This is a genomic window from Bacteroides gallinaceum (assembly GCF_030373775.1).
Classification (GTDB): domain Bacteria; phylum Bacteroidota; class Bacteroidia; order Bacteroidales; family Bacteroidaceae; genus Phocaeicola; species Phocaeicola excrementipullorum.
Genome location: NZ_JAUDEN010000041.1, coordinates 1 through 17,632, shown reverse-complemented (window position 1 = coordinate 17,632; position 17,632 = coordinate 1). Strand labels below are relative to the sequence as shown.

Sequence of the window (17,632 nt, the reverse complement as noted above, 5' to 3'; positions counted from 1 at the left end):
CGCAACCGGCTGGAATACAGCGGAATGAGGACGAAAAAAAATGAAAGACGGATCAAGGAGAAGGAAAGGCCTATACATTATATATAATACAAGGCCGAAAGAAGACATGAGGGAAAAAGAAAAAAACAGACACCTGAAACGACTTTCACCGCAAATTCAGGCTGACGACCGGACAAATATACAGAACACGGTCGTTCAGGATCTAAGATTTAAACCCCATTTGGAAACGAAGCTTCCCGCAGAAAAGTTTATCGCCAGACTAAAGACATATATCTCCAGTCCAGAGATGCAGATTTTTCTGCAGGAAGCTTTTTCCCGAATGCCAAACTTAAAGAAGCAAAGGAGGAGAATTGGCCTGCTTCAGTCTGCAAACCAGATGCAGGCCGTTTGACGTTAAAGCAGCGCCATCAATCAAACATCCGGCTCACCCTCTCTACACCGGCAACCAATGCATCAACTTCTTCTTTTGTATTGTACAAGCCCAAGGAAGCACGCACAGTACCTTCAACTCCCATCCGGCGCATCAAAGGTTCGGCGCAGTGATGGCCAGTCCGCACAGCAATTCCCAAACGGTCGAGCAAAGTACCCATATCAAAATGGTGAATATTGCCCACAAGGAAAGAAATCACTCCACTTTTATGGTCAGCCTCTCCCAGAATGCGCATTCCAGGAATCTCCTTCAAACGGCTCATAGCATAAACTGTCAGTTCGTGCTCATAAGACGCAATCTGATCCATGCCGATCGCAGAAACATAATCTATGGCCTTAGCCAGTGCAGTTGACCCGATATAGTCGGGTGTGCCCGCCTCGAACTTAAATGGAAGCTCGTTAAAGGTAGTTTTCTCAAAGCTTACGTTCTGGATCATCTCTCCTCCACCCTGGTAAGGAGGAAGCCTGTCAAGCCAGTCCTCCTTGCCATACAGGACACCTATTCCTGTGGGACCGTAAACCTTGTGCCCGCTAAACACATAAAAATCCGCGTCCAGCTCCTGCACGTCGACGGGCATATGCGGGATGCTCTGCGCACCGTCAATCAAGACCGGCACGCCATGCGCATGAGCCACATCAATGATCTTCCTGACCGGATTTATTGTCCCCAGCACATTGGAAACATGTGTCACCGACACCATTCTGGTCCGTTCAGAAAACAGCCGTTCATACTCATCCAGCAGAAGCTCTCCCCGGTCGTTCATCGGAATAACCTTCAGCGAAATGCCCGAACGCTCCGCCTGGAGCTGCCACGGCACAATATTGCTGTGATGTTCCATAACCGAAACAATCACTTCATCGCCCGCTTTCATCTGACTGCCCACAAACGACGAGGCCACCAGATTGATGCTTTCTGTCGTTCCCCGCGTAAACACGATTTCCGAGATGCTGCGCGCATTGATGAACCTGCGCACCGTTTCCCGTGACGCCTCATGAAGCTCTGTTGCCTGCTGGGACAGAAAATGCACGCCTCGATGCACATTGGCATTCACCGAATAATATTCATTTACAATTGATTCGACCACACAGCGCGGTTTCTGCGTAGTTGCGCCATTGTCAAAATACACCAACGGCTTGCCGTAGACCGTGCGAGATAAAATCGGGAAATCATTCCTCACTTCATTTATATCATACATAGTCGGAACCCTTCTTTTTATTTGGAATCACTTACAGATCGCACACCCTTTACACTTGTTCAGCTCACCCCTGAATCGTTTCTCGACAAGCAAATGAAGCCTGTCCTTCAGCGCATCCATCCGGATATGATCCACCACTTCATTGACAAAAGCGAACATCAGCAGCAAGCGCGCCTCTTTCAGGCTGACACCCCGCTGCTGCATATAAAACAGTGCATTTTCATCCAGCTGTCCTACCGTCGCTCCATGCGAACACTTCACGTCGTCAGCATAAATCTCCAACTGAGGCTGCGTGTACATGCGCGACTCCCGGGTGGCACACAAGTTGCGGTTTGTCTGCTGCGAATTGGTATGCTGTGCTCCCTCGCGCACAAGCACTTTGCCTGCAAAAGCGCCCACCGCCTGATCGTCAAGCACGTATTTAAACAACTCGTTGCTCGTACAGTCGGGCACCTGATGATCGATGAATGTATTGTTGTCCACCTGCTCGTTCTTGTCGGCAATGGCCATTCCGCACAGACACACCTCCGCACCTCTTCCTGCCAGCTGCACCTCTGTCGTATTCCGTGTCGTTCCGTTATGCAAGGTCATTCCATTCAACAGCACATTGCTTCCTGCCTCCTGTCTGACATAAAGGTTGCTGAAACGTACGGTGCTGTTGTGCGTTTCCTCCAGTTCGTAGAAGTCAAAAACAGCTCCTTCACCTGCAAACACTTCCACAACCTGTGTGGACAGAAAATTAACCTCATCCATTGCATGGTCGCAGACAAGCATCTTGGCCTGAGCTCCGGCCTCCAGCACAATCAGGATACGGCGGTTCACCATAAAGTTGACGTCGGCTCGCAGAATATTGACCAACTGAATCGGACGCTCAACCACCGTATGCTTAGGAATGTAAACAAGTACGCCGTCTTGGGCAAACATCGTGTTGAAAGCCGTAACAGCATCTTTCGACGTATCGGCAAGCTTGCCATAATATCCTTTCACCAGCTCAGGATGAGCCTCCGCCATATCCTTCAGACTTCCCACAATCACCCCCTCGGGCAATTGGGCCGAAGGGTGCACATGCTTGTCAAACGAATCATTCACTACAAAATAGAGTGATGTACTCATATTGGGCACATCGCACTTGAACACCTCATACGGATTGACAGGAAACTCAAGCCGGTTCAGATTCAAGCCGTAATCAGGCTCAAAAAACTTGCCGACATCCGTATATTTATATTTCTCCTGCTTACGGGTCGGGAAGCCCTGTCTTTCGAAGTCAGCAAAAGCCTTTGCTCTGGGAGCATTCAGAATGTCGGCACTCTGCTGGCAAATCAAAGCCTCATATTGTGTAAACAGGTCGATGTATTGTTGTTCGGCTGCCATATTCATTCTCCCAATTCTTTTTTTATCCAATCGTAACCCTTTTCTTCCAGTTCCAGTGCCAGTTCCGGTCCGGCCGTTTTCACAATGCGTCCCTTATACAGCACATGCACGATATCGGGCTTGATGTAATCAAGCAAACGCTGGTAATGCGTGATGACAATGCAGCTTGTTTCCGGGGTTTTCAGCTTGTTTACCCCCTCAGCCACAATGCGGAGCGCATCAATGTCAAGTCCGGAATCCGTTTCGTCAAGGATGCTCAGCTTAGGTTCAAGCATAGCCATCTGGAAGATTTCGTTACGCTTCTTTTCTCCCCCCGAGAATCCTTCATTCACCGAGCGGTTGGCAAGCTTGCTGTCAAGTTCTACAATCTCGCGCTTCTGGCGCATAAGCTTCAAGAATTCGCTGGCCGTCAATGCCGGCAGTCCCCGATACTTGCGCTGCTCATTCACAGCCGTACGCATAAAGTTCACCATGCTCACTCCGGGAATTTCCACCGGATACTGGAAAGAAAGGAAAAGCCCCTCGTGACTTCTGTCTGCAGGCGACATGGCCAGCAAGTCTTTTCCATCAAAAGAAACACTTCCCTTTGTCACTTCATAAGCCGGATGTCCGACAAGCACATTGCTCAACGTACTTTTTCCCGAGCCGTTCGGCCCCATTATGGCATGCACTTCACCCGACTTTACAGTCAGATTGATACCCTTCAATATCTCTTTGCCATTGATGCTGGCATGTAAATCTTTAATTTCTAACATCTCAAAAAAATGAACAATTTATAATTAATAACTCAATCATCCCACACTTCCCTCTAGCGAAACCGACAAAAGCTTCTGAGCCTCCACGGCAAACTCCATCGGCAGCTTGTTAAGCACCTCCTTGGCATAGCCGTTCACGATCAAGCCAACGGCATCTTCTGTAGGAATGCCCCGCTGGTTACAGTAAAAAATCTGGTCCTCGGATATTTTGGAAGTTGTAGCCTCGTGTTCAACCACTGCTGTTTCATTATGGATATCCATATAAGGGAAAGTATGTGCTCCGCACAGGCTGCCCAACAGCAAAGAATCACACTGGCTATAGTTGCGGGCATTGTCCGCCCTTTCAGAAACCCTCACCAGCCCTCGGTAAGAATTCTGGCTTCTTCCTGCACTGATGCCTTTGCTCACAATCGTAGAGCGAGTGTTTTTCCCGAGATGAATCATTTTCGTGCCCGTATCAGCCTGCTGGAAATTGTTGGTCACTGCGACAGAATAAAACTCGGCGGTCGAATCATCCCCGCTCAATATACAGCTTGGATATTTCCACGTGATGGCCGATCCGGTTTCAACCTGCGTCCACGAAAGCTTGCTTCCGACACCCTTGCAGTTGCCTCGCTTCGTCACGAAATTATAAACGCCGCCTTTTCCTTCGGCATCGCCCGGATACCAGTTCTGAACAGTTGAATACTTTACTTCCGCATGATCAAGAACCACAATCTCAACAATAGCTGCATGAAGCTGGTTCTCGTCACGCATTGGAGCCGTACACCCTTCCAGATAAGACACATAGCTGTCATCGTCTGCAATAATCAAAGTCCGTTCAAACTGCCCGGTATTTGCCGCATTGATTCTGAAATAGGTCGACAACTCCATCGGACAACGAACCCCTTTCGGAATATACACGAACGATCCGTCGCTGAAAACCGCCGAGTTCAGCGCAGCAAAGAAATTGTCACGATAACCGACAACGGAACCCAAGTATTTTTTCACCAGATCCGGATGTTCACGCACAGCCTCGCTGATGGAACAGAAGATGATGCCTTTCTCCATCAAGGTTTCCTTGAAAGTAGTCTTTACGGAAACGGAGTCCATCACAGCATCTACGGCCATACCGCTCAAGGCCAGACGCTCTTCAAGCGGTATTCCCAGTTTGTCAAACGTCTTCAACAGCTCAGGGTCAATGTCATCCACCGACTTCGGCCCTTCTTTCTTCTTCGTAGGATCAGCGTAATAGGAAATAGCCTGATAATCGATCTCCGGAATTGTCAGATGCGCCCATGTCGGCATTTCAAGCGTCTGCCAGTAACGGAAAGCCTTCAGACGGAAATCCAGCAACCAGTCGGGCTCGCCCTTCTTAGAAGATATCAAACGGACAACGTCTTCATTCAGTCCTTTCTCGATGATATCCGTGTGAACATCCGTAGTGAAACCGTACTTATACTTCTCCTGCGTCAGTTCCTTCACATATTTATTGGATTCTATTTGCATATTCTTTTTTCTATATATTAATATCTGTTGTTTCAATTAAATCCTTCACCGCTTCTTTCACCACAGGATAAAAAACATCAGAAAAAGAAGCTATCGGATAATACAACAAAGAACGCTGCTTTGCTGTTTCATGAATTAAAAAATCTTTAGAGTCGGCAAACTCAATGAAATGGATTGCCAGGCTGATGAAAAAAGCGTATTTGACCAGTCCCATAAATGCGCCAGACAGACGGTTTACAAAGCCTAAACTGATGGCGTCAAACATCCTGGTGAGGAGTGAAGCGAGAATGGAAAGAGCAAACGGAACCAGTATCCAAATCAAGAAGAAAGACAAGATCTGAGCAAAAGTAACCGAACTTCCCACTGCCTCGGCAAGCTGCTCGCCTACAGTTACAAAAAGGGCACGGGCTATAAGCAGGCCGGCTATAAGGCCAACCAGAGAAGCAAGCTGTCTGAAGAAACCTTTCATGAATCCCATCACAAAGCCTATGCCCAGAAAAACGGCAATAATCCAATCAAGCGCCTCCATATGCCAAAAACAAAAGCGCAGACTACACAGACCACACGGAACCTCTTGCAAGTTGTCAGTGGAGTCAATGTAATCTGCCCTTATCTGCCAATAATCTGTCTATAATTATTTACAAAGTTTGTTTTACTTCAACTTCTTCATACGTTTCAATCACATCGCCCACCTTCAAATCATTGCAGTTGGTCAGGCTGATACCGCACTCAAAGTTCGTGCCGACCTCCTTCACGTCATCCTTGAAACGTTTAAGCGCATTGATCGAACCCGTATAAACCACGATGCCATCGCGAATCAGCCGAGCCTTGTCCGTACGTTTCACCTTTCCTGTCTTCACCATCGCACCGGCAACCATACCGACCTTGCTGATGTTGAACACTTCGCGGACTTCAACCGTTGCAGTAACCTGTTCCTTAACCGTAGGAGCCAGCATTCCTTCCATTGCAGACTTCACTTCCTCTATCGCATCATAAATGATGGAATATTTGCGGATATCTACACCTTCCTGCTCAGCCAGCTTAGCCGCGTTGCTGGAAGGACGAACTTGGAATCCTACGATAATAGCATTCGAAGCGGCAGCCAGCGAAACATCCGACTCGGAAATCTGGCCTACCCCCTTATGTATCACATTCACCTGAATCTGCTCGGTAGACAACTTGATCAGCGAATCGCTAAGAGCCTCAACCGATCCGTCAACGTCACCTTTCACAATGACATTCAGTTCATGGAAGTCGCCCAAAGCCAAACGGCGTCCCACCTCATCAAGCGTAAGCATTTTCTGAGTACGCAGTCCCTGTTCACGCTGCAACTGTTCGCGCTTGTTTGCAATTTCACGCGCTTCCTGTTCGGTTTCAAACACATGGAAGGTATCACCCGCCGCCGGAGCTCCGTTCAGTCCCAGAATCAGCACCGGTTCAGACGGACCGGCTTGCTTCATGCGCTGATTCCGTTCATTAAACATCGCCTTCACCTTTCCGTATGACGTTCCGGCCAGAACGATATCACCGACATGCAATGTTCCGTTAGAAACGAGCACTGTAGCCACATATCCGCGTCCCTTGTCAAGCGACGATTCTATGATAGACCCCGTAGCCTTACGGTTAGGGTTGGCTTTCAGTTCAAGCATCTCAGCTTCCAGAAGCACCTTTTCAAGCAGTTCTTTCACGCCGATCCCTTTCTTGGCTGAAATATCCTGCGACTGGTATTTGCCGCCCCATTCTTCAACCAGAAAGTTCATATTGGCAAGTTCCTCCTTGATTTTGTCCGGATTGGCATTCGGCTTGTCAATCTTGTTGATGGCAAACACGATCGGAACACCTGCCGCCATCGCATGATTGATGGCTTCTTTGGTTTGCGGCATCACATTGTCGTCGGCAGCCACGATGATGATAACCACATCCGTAACCTTGGCGCCACGGGCACGCATGGCCGTAAAAGCCTCATGACCCGGCGTATCAAGGAACGTAATGTGACGTCCGTCTTCGAGCTGCACATTATATGCACCGATGTGCTGGGTGATTCCGCCCGCCTCACCGGCAATAACATTGGCCTTGCGGATATAGTCGAGCAGCGAAGTCTTGCCATGGTCAACATGTCCCATCACCGTAACGATAGGCGGACGCGGAACCAGATCCTCTTCGGCGTCAGCTTCCTCTTCAACGGCTTGCGCCACATCAGCGCTGATATATTCGGTCTTGAATCCGAATTCTTCGGCCACAAGATTGATTGTTTCAGCATCAAGACGCTGGTTGATAGACACCATGATGCCCACACTCATACAGGTAGAGATGACCTGAGTGACCGAAACATTCATCATGTTTGCCAGCTCGTTTGCCGTAACGAATTCCGTAAGCTTCAACACCTTGCTTTCTTCCTGTTCCAGCTCTTCCTGCTCCATCTGCCGGGTCTGCAAGGTTTCACGCTTTTCCTTGCGGTACTTGGCCGCCTTGTTCTTTCCCTTGTTTGTCAGACGCGCAAGCGTTTCTTTCACCTGCTTTGCCACATCCTCGTCGCTCACTTCCTGCTTGATGACAGGCTTCTTGAACTTGTCCTTGTTATGCTTTCCGCCCTGAGCAGCGTTTTTCGCAGATTTTTCATTGCGCGGCTGCACACCCACATTTCCGGCAGGCACATTATTGATATCCACGCGCTCCTTGTTGATGCGGTTACGCTTTTTCTTTCTCGACGCATTATCGTCAGATCCGAACTTGTCGGTCCGGTCATCCCCTTTGCGTATTTCCTTGATAATGGCGTCCTTCATCTGTTTGCGCTGCTCCAAACGCTGTTTGTCCTTCTCCTCCCGTTCTTTCCTCTTTTCTTCTTTAGACTTCTTTTTGGGGCGAGTAGACTGATTCAAAGCAGCCAGATCAATCTGTCCCACGACATTGATTTTCGATTTAAATTCGGTGGGGCGAATCTTGAAAATCTCTCCGCTTTTTTTCTCTGTCGTTTCAGACTGCACTTCTTCTGTCGTTTTTTTCTGTTCTTCCATCAAATCTGTCTTCATATCTTCAGCCTGCATTTCCGGCTGTTTCAAATCTTCCTTCTTATCTTCTTGAGGCAACTGTTTTTCATTTTCCTTTTCAGAATCCGCTTCAACCGCTGCACTTCTTTCGTTGTCGGCCGCCATTTTCTCCGGCGCATTGTCCGGCGCCTTGTCTGCCGGAACGGCCTTTGCCTGCTTCCTGCCGATCTCATCCAAATCAATTCTTCCCACTGTCTTCACCTTCGGACGGATTTCTTCAGGGACAACCGTACTTATCACTTCATTCTTGCCGTTTTTAGGCTGAATATCATCAATAGAAACAGACGCTTTATTGCGATCCTTGTTTTGCCGTTCCTGAATGAACTTTTCAGACTCTATTTTCAAATCCTTATCCTTGCTGAACTCCTTCACGAGCACAGCATACTGTTCGTCTGTTATTTTTGTGTTCGGATTGGCTTCTACAGTGTATCCTTTCTTCTGCAAGAAATCAACCACCGTGGCAATGCCCACATTTAAATCTCTTGTTACTTTATTCAATCTTATCATAAAAGTCATTTTTTAATAGAGTTCGAAAATTTCATTTCAGTCACACAGCAAGTTCCAAAGGAAGGCAGGCTATTCTGCATCCTACAGACAGCTGCTTTATTTCTCGAACTCCGCCTTTAAAATTTTCAACACATCATCCACCGTATTCTCTTCCAGGTCGGCCTGTTCAATCAGCATTTCCCTCGGAGCATTCAGCACGCTCTTGGCGGTTTCCAGTCCGATGCCCTTGATGGCATTGATCACCCACTCGTCTATTTCATCCTTAAACTCGTCAAGATAAATATCCTCATCGGCGGCAGCTTCTTCATCCAGCTCACGATAAACGTCGATCGTGTATTCCGTCAGCATACTGGCAAGCTTGATGTTCAATCCGTTCTTTCCGATTGCCAGAGAAACTTCCTCGGGCTTCAGGTAAACTTCAGCCTTTCTGTCTTCTTCATGCATCACGATGGAAGAAACCTTTGCCGGACTCAGCGCGCGCTGGATGAACAGCTGGATGTTCGAAGTGTAATTGATGACGTCAATGTTCTCATTGCGGAGCTCACGCACAATCCCGTGGATACGCGATCCCTTCACTCCGACGCAGGCACCTACAGGATCGATGCGTTCATCGTAGGACTCCACCGCAATCTTGGCCCTTTCGCCCGGAATGCGGGCAATCTTCTTGATCGTGATCAGTCCGTCGTTGATTTCCGGAACTTCCTGTTCAAACAGACGCTGCAAGAACACCGGAGAAGTGCGGCTCAATATAATCTTCGGATTGTTGTTCTTGTTGTCGACGCGCGCCACTACCGCACGCACCGTTTCGCCCTTGCGGTAGAAGTCGCTCGGTATTTGCTCCAGCTTCGGAAGAAGCAGTTCGTTTCCTTCATCATCGAGCAGCAGAATCTCCTTTTTCCATATCTGGTAAACTTCTGCGCTCACGATTGTGCCGACTTTATCGATATACTTGTTATACAGGCTGTCTTTCTCGAGTTCAAGAACTTTAGAGGCCAGCGTCTGGCGAAGGTTCAGGATGGCGCGGCGGCCAAACTTCTCGAAGATAACCTCGTCGGTCACCTCTTCTCCCACTTCATACGACGCGTCGATTTTGCGGGCTTCGGACAAGGATATCTGCATGTTCGGATTCGTAAGCTCATCGTCTGCCACTACCTCCCGGTTTCTCCAAATCTCAAAGTCACCCTTATCCGGATTAACGATTACATCGTAATTTTCATCCGTTCCAAACATTTTCGCGATTACGCTGCGGAAAGATTCCTCCAGCACGCTGACCAGCGTAGTGCGGTCAATATTCTTCAATTCCTTGAATTCCGAAAACGTATCAACCAAGCTGACTGTTTCTTCTTTTTTGGCCATAATTATTTAAAGCTTATTAAGTATTTGGTGTATTTTATTTCATCGTAAGCAAAAGTCACATTCTGTTCAACCAGCTTGGGACGCTTGGCTCCTTCAAGACGGACTTTCACTTCCATCGTTATCGTAAAATTGTCCTCGTTTGCGTCAGCCAGCGTACCGACCCATTTCTTGCCGTTATTATCCATCACTTCCACATCGTTTCCGACGTGAACCTGATACTGCCTGAGCACCTTGAACGGCTGTCCGATTCCGGCAGATCCCACTTCCAGTTCATAATCTTCTTCATCACGGTCCAGCTTCGACTCGATATAGCGGCTAAGTTCCACGCAATCGTCAATCCACACTCCATCCGCATGGTCTATTTCAACCAGAATCTTGTCATCCGGACTAATCGTCAGGTCAACCAGAAAATAGTCCTTATCTTCCAGCCATTCATTTACAATACGGGCTACAACGTTTTTGTCTATCATGAATCAATTTTTAAGAATAAAAAAAGGAGCTTCATCGCCCCTCCACCATTCATCCATTCGCGGCAAAGATACAAATAATATGCTGCACTGCAAAATATTAGGACAATTTTCATGTGATAAAGGAGAACGAAGCAGAAACAAACAAAAAACGAAGACCGGAGTAAACCAATCTTCGCTTCTGTCGAAAGCCCTTACAAATTATCGAACAAATTTATAGAAGATTTGCGAAAAATACACGATTTTATTGGTTATTTTCATATTGAAATAACACGGTAGGTAAAAACAAAATAAGCAAATCCTGCATAACAGCCCTTCCTGAGGGCTGTTGACGTATGTATCTCGTACGAACTATATACTTTTTTAGTAGGTAAAGACAAAAAACAGTTTTCCATATTTTTACCAAGCTATAGATTATAAGAAAAATGTGTTACTATACCTGCTTTTCTGACTTTACTTAATATTTATATATAAAAGGGTAATTATGAAAAGACAATTTAGACAGTTGAACGATGTGACTAAACATCGTATTAGCCAAAGTTTAAGAGGACGTTCTATGAGCGAAACTCATAAGCAAGCTATCAGTGATAGTATGCGGGCGTATTGGGCAACAATTCCCAATAAACCATCTGAAAATAACAAGAGTGAAAACCAATTAAAGAATGAAACGAGTATGTAAGAGAAGAATAATAATAGATGCCTTAACAGTGTGTTTTGAGGTCGCAGACCGTTACCATTATGATAGGATAAGTGAATTTGAATATGGTGACATTTATGACCTTTACGAATTTCAATTAATTCGAGTGGAAGGTAGATACTACGATAACGTTTACACCATTATATATAAAGATGGAGACAATGAAGTTGAATTCGGGCAGTTAAAGTTTAATCTTAGTAAAATGGCAAACCCGAATAACTTACACGATAACGGCAATCCAAAGGCTTGGATTAGCCTCAACAATAAGAGTCTTTATACTAATGACCAATACAATTTAGGCTTTATTGCTACAAAGTTGGGGCTGGAACCGCATAATATTACGACATTGGATTTGTGTCTTGACACACCTTTTAATGTCAGTAAATTATTGCGGCAACATATAAGGGACAAATCCATTATAACGGTTTTGAATGGTACAAAAATCAAAGACCGTGATGAAGACCGTCCCGAAATCACTTATACAAGCAGTGGGAGTCTCAATAAAGATAAGTATATGACCGTAAATGTTAAACAGCGTAACGCCATGAAAGATAAGACTCGTGGCATTACGGTTACCGTTTACGACAAATTGGCTGAAATAAGGAATAGTTCTGGTAAAAGTTATATTTTAGACTACTATGAAAATCCTAATAGATTATATAGAACAGAAGTTCATCTAAATAACGCTGAAATCAAAGACTATTTGGATAGTCGTGGCTTGTATTTTAACTATTATATGATTGATGAAACCTTGCTAGAAGAAATGTTCTTTTATCATCTGAATAGTGTTATTCGTTTTAAGGCTGGCAAACAGGATATAATGTGGGAGCAGTTGTTAGGTCGTGCTTCATAGGGTTATAACAACCCCCTTTCTCAATATATAGAATTTTGATATAAGCTATTGATTATTATAATTTTCTGTGTCAAATTAAAAACGTATCAATATAATCAATAAAATGACGATATTGATACGTTTATTTGTATCATTCTAATCTAAAAGATTACTTAGAATCAACTATATTTGAACTATTATTGAGAAATAGTGTAACTTTGTGATAAATAACAGCTCACAACAAACCGTAATTGCTAAATTCTTACTATCTTTGCTGTGCTACTATAAAAAATAATAGCAGACATATTTAGGGAAGCGTTTAGCTTTGTTCCATAATGATGAATCTCGACACCTCATCTGTAAAGTTGGAAGAGCAAAGACGGTTTTCCTTTGGTTTCGTATATATGTATTCATTACATATACAGCCAAAGGTGTGAGCTGTTTTCTTGTCTACTTTACGGGCAGTCGAGAGCCTATCATTAGGATGAGAGTTAACAGACTCACACTTTTCTTTTATGCCTATTGTTCCATTTTTTATATTTACACTTTGGGTCTGAGTGAGAGTTATTTTATTATGGCTTTAATTCAATGTAATGAATGTGGACAGAGCGTTTCAGATAAGGCTGCTAATTGTCCGAATTGTGGTGCTCCTCTTTCCTCGACAGAAAACAAAGAAGCAATACTTAAACTTGTTTGGAAAGGGAAATATGCTGTGACAAAGACATCTATGGAGGTTGTTGTTAATGGGAAGTCTTTGGGATTATATTCTTATAATGATGGTTTTGAATTAGATATTCCTATTCAATCTTCTTTTATGGATATTGCATTACGTTGTAATGGCATGACATTTCATATAAAACTTCCAATTGAATCTCAGGAGAACTATACATGTAAATTATATTATTCTGCATTCTCTTACTTCTATTACGAGTTGTATAATAGTACTGGACATTTGATGAAAAAGGATAAGTTGGGTATTGGAATGTGGATTTTATGCTTTTTAATACCTTTAGTTGGTTTTATTTATTTCTTCGTGAAAAAGAATGAGTATCCGTCAAAAGCAAAAAGTGCATTACTGATAAGTATTGTTGGTTTTATTATAGCCATTTTGCAAATGTATATATTGTAATTAGGGAATGGCTTTAATCTATTGTAAAGATTGCGGGCAACAAATTTCAGATAAAGCGACTAATTGCCCTCATTGTGGTGCTCCTATTGCTGATAATAAACAGCAGATAGTAGGTAATTCAAATGGATTTGCAGTAAAACTTGGCTATGTGTTTTCTTTTTCTTCTTTTTTTATATTTCCATTAATTTTCGGGTTGACGGGATTTATTTTAGGTGTTGTTAATGTAATAAAAAAGGAAGATTTACACGGGTGGGTGCAAATTGCTTTATCTATATTCTCGTTAGTAATAGAGTTTTCTGATGCTTTTTATTTTGACGAGTTGTATTGGTTCTGATGTGAGTAAAAATGAGTTTATTTATAGATTGGGATAATCTTAATTTGAAATAAAAGAGCTTTATCGTTGCTATAATTAGGAACTGATAAAGCTCTTTTATGCTTGTTATATAATCAAGTATTTAGATGGCTTTCGTAGATTTTATTTATATGTATTTAGAGGATTAGTTGATTCTGTGAGATGTTGTTAATCAGAATTGTTTTCAACTCTTTGATACTGTAGAATTGATAGATTTTTCCCTTTATCTTAATATAACCTTCCACCTTTTCATCATCTGCTTGTTCAAACAGACTTTGGATAGATACTCCTAGGGCGGCTGCAATTTTCTCGACAGTGTCTAGACGGGCATTTCCGTACATTGTACGGGTCAAAGATGCAGGGTCAACTCCCATGCTTGCTGCAAGGTCCTTTAACTGCTTACCTTGTTCTTTGCATAGTCGTTTTACGTTTTCAGCTAATATTCTTTCCATATACTTCTTTTTATCGTGGTAAAGTTAGTCTATTTGTTCTAAATATCAAAATTGATGATATTAATTGATTTTTTAATCAACTTAGATTTGCAGGTCAATTATATTATATGTATATTTGCAATACAATAAATTGATATTTAAAACAATTATGGTAAAGACGGTAATTTTCGCACGAGTGTCAACAAGCCTTCAGGAGTACGATAGGCAAGTCAATGAATTAACAACCTTGGCAAACACTAACGGCTGGAATGTGGAAGCTACATTTACCGAAAAAATTTCAGGAGCAAAGGCAAATACTGAACGTACTGAACTTATGAATATGATAAACTTTGTTGAAGCAAAACATATTAATAAGGTGTTGGTTACGGAACTATCTCGGTTGGGACGCGACACCTTACAGGTACTAGAGGTTATCGAGACACTGAATAGTAAGGGCATTAGTCTTTATATTCAAAATTATAATATCGAGACACTGACCCAAGATGGCAAAGTTAATGCTATGAGCCAATTTTTGATTACCATACTAGCAGAAGTCGCACGTATGGAACGTAAGACCATACGGGAACGCATTGAAAGCGGTTATAATAACTATCGTGCTAAAGGTGGACGGGTTGGTCGAAAAACTGGCTATAAGAAAGCAGAAGAAGCAATGAAAACACAATATGTTGAGGAAATTAAGCTGCTCAGAAAAGGGTATTCATTACGTAATATTTCTAAGCTAACAGGAACGTCTATCAATACTATACGGAAGTGCAAGAGCCTCATCTAATTTGGTTTTTAATTTTCTTTTTGGTATATTTGATTCAGACGTTCTTTGACATTTTGAAAAACAGAAATAAGCTTTAAACAACAAGATAAAATATAGCCGTCCTTTGAGAAAGTAGGTTTATAGCAAACACGAAAGACAACAGTCAGGTATTTGCCGATTATCGGTTTACTGTTGTTGATAGGCTATCAAATACCAAATATAAGTGTCTAGTGAGACACAGATAAAATATAATGTTGAATGTTTAGTGAGGATGAATTAAAATCTTATGAGCAGGTATTCAATCAATTAGGCATAACAAGTCAAGAAGAACAAAAACAAGTGCTGGAATTTATGTATTCAATAGGTACAATCATATATAATAATAGTAAATAATTAAAATCTAGTGTTATGAAAAAAAATAAGGTGAAAATTACAGAGTTTTCGAGATTGGAAAGAAAGGTGGCCGCGTTATGGACACGTGTCAGTACGGAGAAGCAGGAAAGAAATAATTGCAGCTTAGAGAATCAGCAACGTATTTGTAGAGAGTACGCAGAACGTAATGGAATAATAATTAAAAAGGAGTTTGGTGGAACGCATGAAAGTGCTAAGACAGAAGGTCAGATGTACCGTCAAATGATTGCAGAGGTCGCAAAAGATAAAGAAATCAATATTATCTTGGTATATTCATTTGACCGTTTCAGTCGGGCTGGAAATGATGCTATTACAACTAAGGCTTATTTGAAATCCAAAGGTATATATGTTGTTTCCGCAACACAGGCAACAGACCCCGATACTGCAGTTGGGACATTTATGGAAGATATGCTGTTCCTATTTAATCAGTTTGAAAATAATTTGCGAAGGGATAAATGCGTAATGGGTATGACGGAGTGTCTAAAGAGAGGTTATTGGTTTGGTCATGTTCCATTGGGCTATGACCGAAAAAAGGTAGGTCGTGAGCATATCATTACCGTCAATGAGGATGGTAGAAAGTTAAAGAATGCTTTTATATGGAAAGCAAACGAGGGGCTAGGAGATATAGCTATTGTAGATAGGTTGAAGGGGTTGGGATTGAATGTTGACCGCAAGCACCTAAACAAGATTCTTCAAAACATTTTCTATTGTGGGTATATCAAACACAATCTTTTAGGGGATGAAATAATAAAAGGTAAGCATGAACCTTTGATAGATGAGGCTACTTTTAATAAGGTCAATGGGCTTTCAAATGCTGGATATGAGCATAGGGAAGTTACTAATGAGTTTCCATTGAAGCGTCACGTTATTTGTTCCGATTGTGGCGGTTATTTAACGGGCTATACGGTTAAAGCGAGAGGACGTAATTACTATAAGTGTAACAAGAAAGGGTGCAGAAGCAATCATAGTACCGATAAAATGCATAGTAAGTATGTTAGATTGTTGAACTGCTATCAGATACCGCAGGAACTAATTCCTGCGCTTACAAGGGTCTTTGAAAAGGTATTTAAGGAACATAATGATATGAAAACGGAGATTCGCAGGATGCTTTTAAAACGCCAAACGGAGTGTAGGGATAAACTAGCAAAACTTCAAGTTCGCTATGGATTGGGAGAAATAAGTAATGAGGTATATCAGGCCACATATAAGCATTTGAACACAGAAATAGCGGAAATAAAGAAAGGGCTGGAAGAAGCAAGCCAAAATTTATCGAACATGGCTAAATTTGTAGATGAGGCTATTGCAATATCTTGTAAATTAGGAGATTTATGGAGTAATGGCAGTTTTGAAGGTCGCCAAAGTTTGCAGAAATTGATGTTCCCGACTGGTGTTTTGTTTGATAAAGAAGTTGACGATTATCGAACAGATAACGAGAATGAAGTATTTAAAATATTCCGTAGAATATCAGCAAGTTACAAAGAAGATAAAACAAAAGCGACAAGCAATTTTCACTGCTTGTCGCCTTCTGTCGGAATGAGGCGACTCGAACGCCCGACCCCTACGTCCCGAACGTAGTGCGCTACCAACTGCGCTACATTCCGAAAGCAATTCCTTTCTGATTGCGGTTGCAAAGGTATGCACTTTTTTTCATCCGCCCAAACTTTTCCGCAACTTTTTTCAAAAAACTTTATAACCCCTATACGGACGCCACCCGCTCCGGAAACTGAAACCGAACAGCAGGCTGCAAATAACATTTTGACACAATGACACTCCCGGCCTGCAGGAGCAGGATATACGCTCCCGGCAGAAGGCCCGGCACGAGAAACCACAAGGAGAACCGTCGACACATTTTCAGTATGCCGGCAAATCGGCAACTTTGCTTTCACCAATCCTCCGGCAGACAGCTTATGCCCTTCCCCTGTCACGCAACTGCGCCTTTCACTTTCCTTCTGCTTTATCCGCATATCCATCCGGATTCTGCAATCTGGAGAAAGAACAGCGTTTTCAAAGCCCTTTCTCAAAGACAACGGGACACTTTTACCGCAACAACCTATCATCTTCCAGCAAATATCCCAACACACTTCACAAAATGTCGGGACATTTTCAGCGAAAAAACCTGACGATTCCAACCGGATTTTCAGACACACCCCCTCCAGAAGCCCTTTGAAAGGGGCAAGCGTTTTGCTTTCCTTAAGAAAAGAAAGCTGCCCTGTCATTTCACAGAGAGTGCCCTATCAGAAAAATCCGCCTCAGAACTACAGAATGCAAATAAAACATCTCTTCCGAAAACAAAAAGACACCTGCGGATTCGAGCGGCACAAAAAAATCATGTTCTTTTTTGCCTCAAAAATTTGTCCATTAATTTATTTCAACTATCTTTGCAGCGCAATTGAAA

16 protein-coding genes and 1 tRNA gene are annotated in these 17,632 nt (G+C 43.2%); 7 read left to right on the top strand and 10 right to left on the bottom strand.

All coding sequences use genetic code 11. The features are described from left to right. Nucleotides 1–40: 40 nt before the first annotated feature. A complete protein-coding gene (locus QUW60_RS14185; protein WP_289561270.1) occupies nt 41–391 on the top strand; it encodes a hypothetical protein in 351 nt (116 codons plus the stop codon). Between the two features lie 16 nt (nt 392–407). On the opposite strand, the gene QUW60_RS14180 is transcribed toward QUW60_RS14185, so the two are convergent. The 8 genes from QUW60_RS14180 to rimP form a co-directional block, all read right to left on the bottom strand. Next, entirely contained in the window at nt 408–1,625 is a 1,218-nt protein-coding gene (locus QUW60_RS14180) for a cysteine desulfurase (RefSeq protein ID WP_289561268.1), read from the bottom strand. Between the two features lie 27 nt (nt 1,626–1,652). After that, nucleotides 1,653–2,996 carry a Fe-S cluster assembly protein SufD gene (gene sufD / locus QUW60_RS14175; RefSeq protein ID WP_258339294.1) on the bottom strand — a complete coding sequence of 448 codons (1,344 nt, stop codon included), beginning with the start codon at nt 2,994–2,996 and terminating at the stop codon, nt 1,653–1,655. Nucleotides 2,997–2,998: 2 nt separating this feature from the next. Continuing rightward, nucleotides 2,999–3,751, bottom strand: a complete 753-nt coding sequence (gene sufC, locus QUW60_RS14170; RefSeq protein ID WP_258339295.1) for a Fe-S cluster assembly ATPase SufC — start codon at nt 3,749–3,751, stop codon at nt 2,999–3,001. Between the two features lie 36 nt (nt 3,752–3,787). Further along, nucleotides 3,788–5,239, bottom strand: a complete 1,452-nt coding sequence (gene sufB, locus QUW60_RS14165; RefSeq protein WP_258339296.1) for a Fe-S cluster assembly protein SufB — start codon at nt 5,237–5,239, stop codon at nt 3,788–3,790. A 10-nt stretch (nt 5,240–5,249) separates the two neighbouring features. Next, nucleotides 5,250–5,819 (bottom strand): CvpA family protein, encoded by a 570-nt coding sequence (locus tag QUW60_RS14160; RefSeq protein ID WP_353479602.1) that lies wholly within the window; start codon nt 5,817–5,819, stop codon nt 5,250–5,252. 58 nt (nt 5,820–5,877) lie between these two features. Beyond that, nucleotides 5,878–8,793 carry a translation initiation factor IF-2 gene (infB, locus tag QUW60_RS14155; protein ID WP_258339298.1) on the bottom strand — a complete coding sequence of 972 codons (2,916 nt, stop codon included), beginning with the start codon at nt 8,791–8,793 and terminating at the stop codon, nt 5,878–5,880. A gap of 96 nt (nt 8,794–8,889) precedes the next feature. Continuing rightward, nucleotides 8,890–10,149 carry a transcription termination factor NusA gene (gene nusA, locus QUW60_RS14150; RefSeq protein WP_258339299.1) on the bottom strand — a complete coding sequence of 420 codons (1,260 nt, stop codon included), beginning with the start codon at nt 10,147–10,149 and terminating at the stop codon, nt 8,890–8,892. 2 nt (nt 10,150–10,151) lie between these two features. Next, a complete protein-coding gene (gene rimP / locus QUW60_RS14145; protein ID WP_258339300.1) occupies nt 10,152–10,619 on the bottom strand; it encodes a ribosome assembly cofactor RimP in 468 nt (155 codons plus the stop codon). 481 nt (nt 10,620–11,100) lie between these two features. On the opposite strand from rimP, the gene QUW60_RS14140 reads away from it, so the two are divergent. The 4 genes from QUW60_RS14140 to QUW60_RS14125 all read left to right on the top strand — a co-directional run bounded on the left by QUW60_RS14140 (nt 11,101) and on the right by QUW60_RS14125 (nt 13,608). After that, entirely contained in the window at nt 11,101–11,295 is a 195-nt protein-coding gene (locus QUW60_RS14140; RefSeq protein ID WP_289561264.1) for a hypothetical protein, read from the top strand. Next, nucleotides 11,279–12,166, top strand: coding sequence for a hypothetical protein (locus tag QUW60_RS14135; protein ID WP_289561262.1), 888 nt, complete (start codon nt 11,279–11,281; stop codon nt 12,164–12,166). The genes QUW60_RS14140 and QUW60_RS14135 overlap by 17 nt, the downstream gene beginning before the upstream one ends. Before the next feature lie 553 nt (nt 12,167–12,719). Beyond that, entirely contained in the window at nt 12,720–13,274 is a 555-nt protein-coding gene (locus tag QUW60_RS14130) for a zinc ribbon domain-containing protein (RefSeq protein WP_258337172.1), read from the top strand. A gap of 7 nt (nt 13,275–13,281) precedes the next feature. Continuing rightward, complete coding sequence (locus tag QUW60_RS14125) at nt 13,282–13,608, top strand: zinc-ribbon domain-containing protein (RefSeq protein ID WP_289561260.1); 327 nt, start codon at nt 13,282–13,284, stop codon at nt 13,606–13,608. 155 nt (nt 13,609–13,763) lie between these two features. Here the strand turns inward: QUW60_RS14125 and QUW60_RS14120 are convergent, their stop codons facing one another. Beyond that, nucleotides 13,764–14,078, bottom strand: coding sequence for a helix-turn-helix domain-containing protein (locus tag QUW60_RS14120; protein ID WP_289561258.1), 315 nt, complete (start codon nt 14,076–14,078; stop codon nt 13,764–13,766). Nucleotides 14,079–14,226: 148 nt separating this feature from the next. Between QUW60_RS14120 and QUW60_RS14115 the strand changes: the two genes are divergently transcribed. Both QUW60_RS14115 and QUW60_RS14110 read left to right on the top strand, forming a co-directional pair. Continuing rightward, the gene (locus tag QUW60_RS14115) at nt 14,227–14,847 is read left to right on the top strand and encodes a recombinase family protein (protein WP_289561256.1); all 621 of its coding nucleotides are present in this window, start codon (nt 14,227–14,229) and stop codon (nt 14,845–14,847) included. Nucleotides 14,848–15,234: 387 nt separating this feature from the next. Next, nucleotides 15,235–16,812 (top strand): recombinase family protein, encoded by a 1,578-nt coding sequence (locus tag QUW60_RS14110; protein ID WP_289561272.1) that lies wholly within the window; start codon nt 15,235–15,237, stop codon nt 16,810–16,812. Here QUW60_RS14110 and QUW60_RS14105 read toward each other — a convergent pair. Beyond that, nucleotides 16,766–16,838, bottom strand: a tRNA-Pro gene (locus QUW60_RS14105). The genes QUW60_RS14110 and QUW60_RS14105 overlap by 47 nt on opposite strands. Nucleotides 16,839–17,632: the final 794 nt, after the last annotated feature.

Coding starts and splice junctions, on each gene's coding strand:
- QUW60_RS14185 (WP_289561270.1), top strand. CDS start 41: ATGAAAGACGGATCAAGGAGAAGGAAAGGCCTATACATTATATATAAT.
- QUW60_RS14180 (WP_289561268.1), bottom strand. CDS start 1,625: ATGTATGATATAAATGAAGTGAGGAATGATTTCCCGATTTTATCTCGC.
- sufD (WP_258339294.1), bottom strand. CDS start 2,996: ATGGCAGCCGAACAACAATACATCGACCTGTTTACACAATATGAGGCT.
- sufC (WP_258339295.1), bottom strand. CDS start 3,751: ATGTTAGAAATTAAAGATTTACATGCCAGCATCAATGGCAAAGAGATA.
- sufB (WP_258339296.1), bottom strand. CDS start 5,239: ATGCAAATAGAATCCAATAAATATGTGAAGGAACTGACGCAGGAGAAG.
- infB (WP_258339298.1), bottom strand. CDS start 8,793: ATGATAAGATTGAATAAAGTAACAAGAGATTTAAATGTGGGCATTGCC.
- nusA (WP_258339299.1), bottom strand. CDS start 10,149: ATGGCCAAAAAAGAAGAAACAGTCAGCTTGGTTGATACGTTTTCGGAA.
- rimP (WP_258339300.1), bottom strand. CDS start 10,619: ATGATAGACAAAAACGTTGTAGCCCGTATTGTAAATGAATGGCTGGAA.
- QUW60_RS14140 (WP_289561264.1), top strand. CDS start 11,101: ATGAAAAGACAATTTAGACAGTTGAACGATGTGACTAAACATCGTATT.
- QUW60_RS14135 (WP_289561262.1), top strand. CDS start 11,279: ATGAAACGAGTATGTAAGAGAAGAATAATAATAGATGCCTTAACAGTG.
- QUW60_RS14130 (WP_258337172.1), top strand. CDS start 12,720: ATGGCTTTAATTCAATGTAATGAATGTGGACAGAGCGTTTCAGATAAG.
- QUW60_RS14125 (WP_289561260.1), top strand. CDS start 13,282: ATGGCTTTAATCTATTGTAAAGATTGCGGGCAACAAATTTCAGATAAA.
- QUW60_RS14120 (WP_289561258.1), bottom strand. CDS start 14,078: ATGGAAAGAATATTAGCTGAAAACGTAAAACGACTATGCAAAGAACAA.
- QUW60_RS14115 (WP_289561256.1), top strand. CDS start 14,227: ATGGTAAAGACGGTAATTTTCGCACGAGTGTCAACAAGCCTTCAGGAG.
- QUW60_RS14110 (WP_289561272.1), top strand. CDS start 15,235: ATGAAAAAAAATAAGGTGAAAATTACAGAGTTTTCGAGATTGGAAAGA.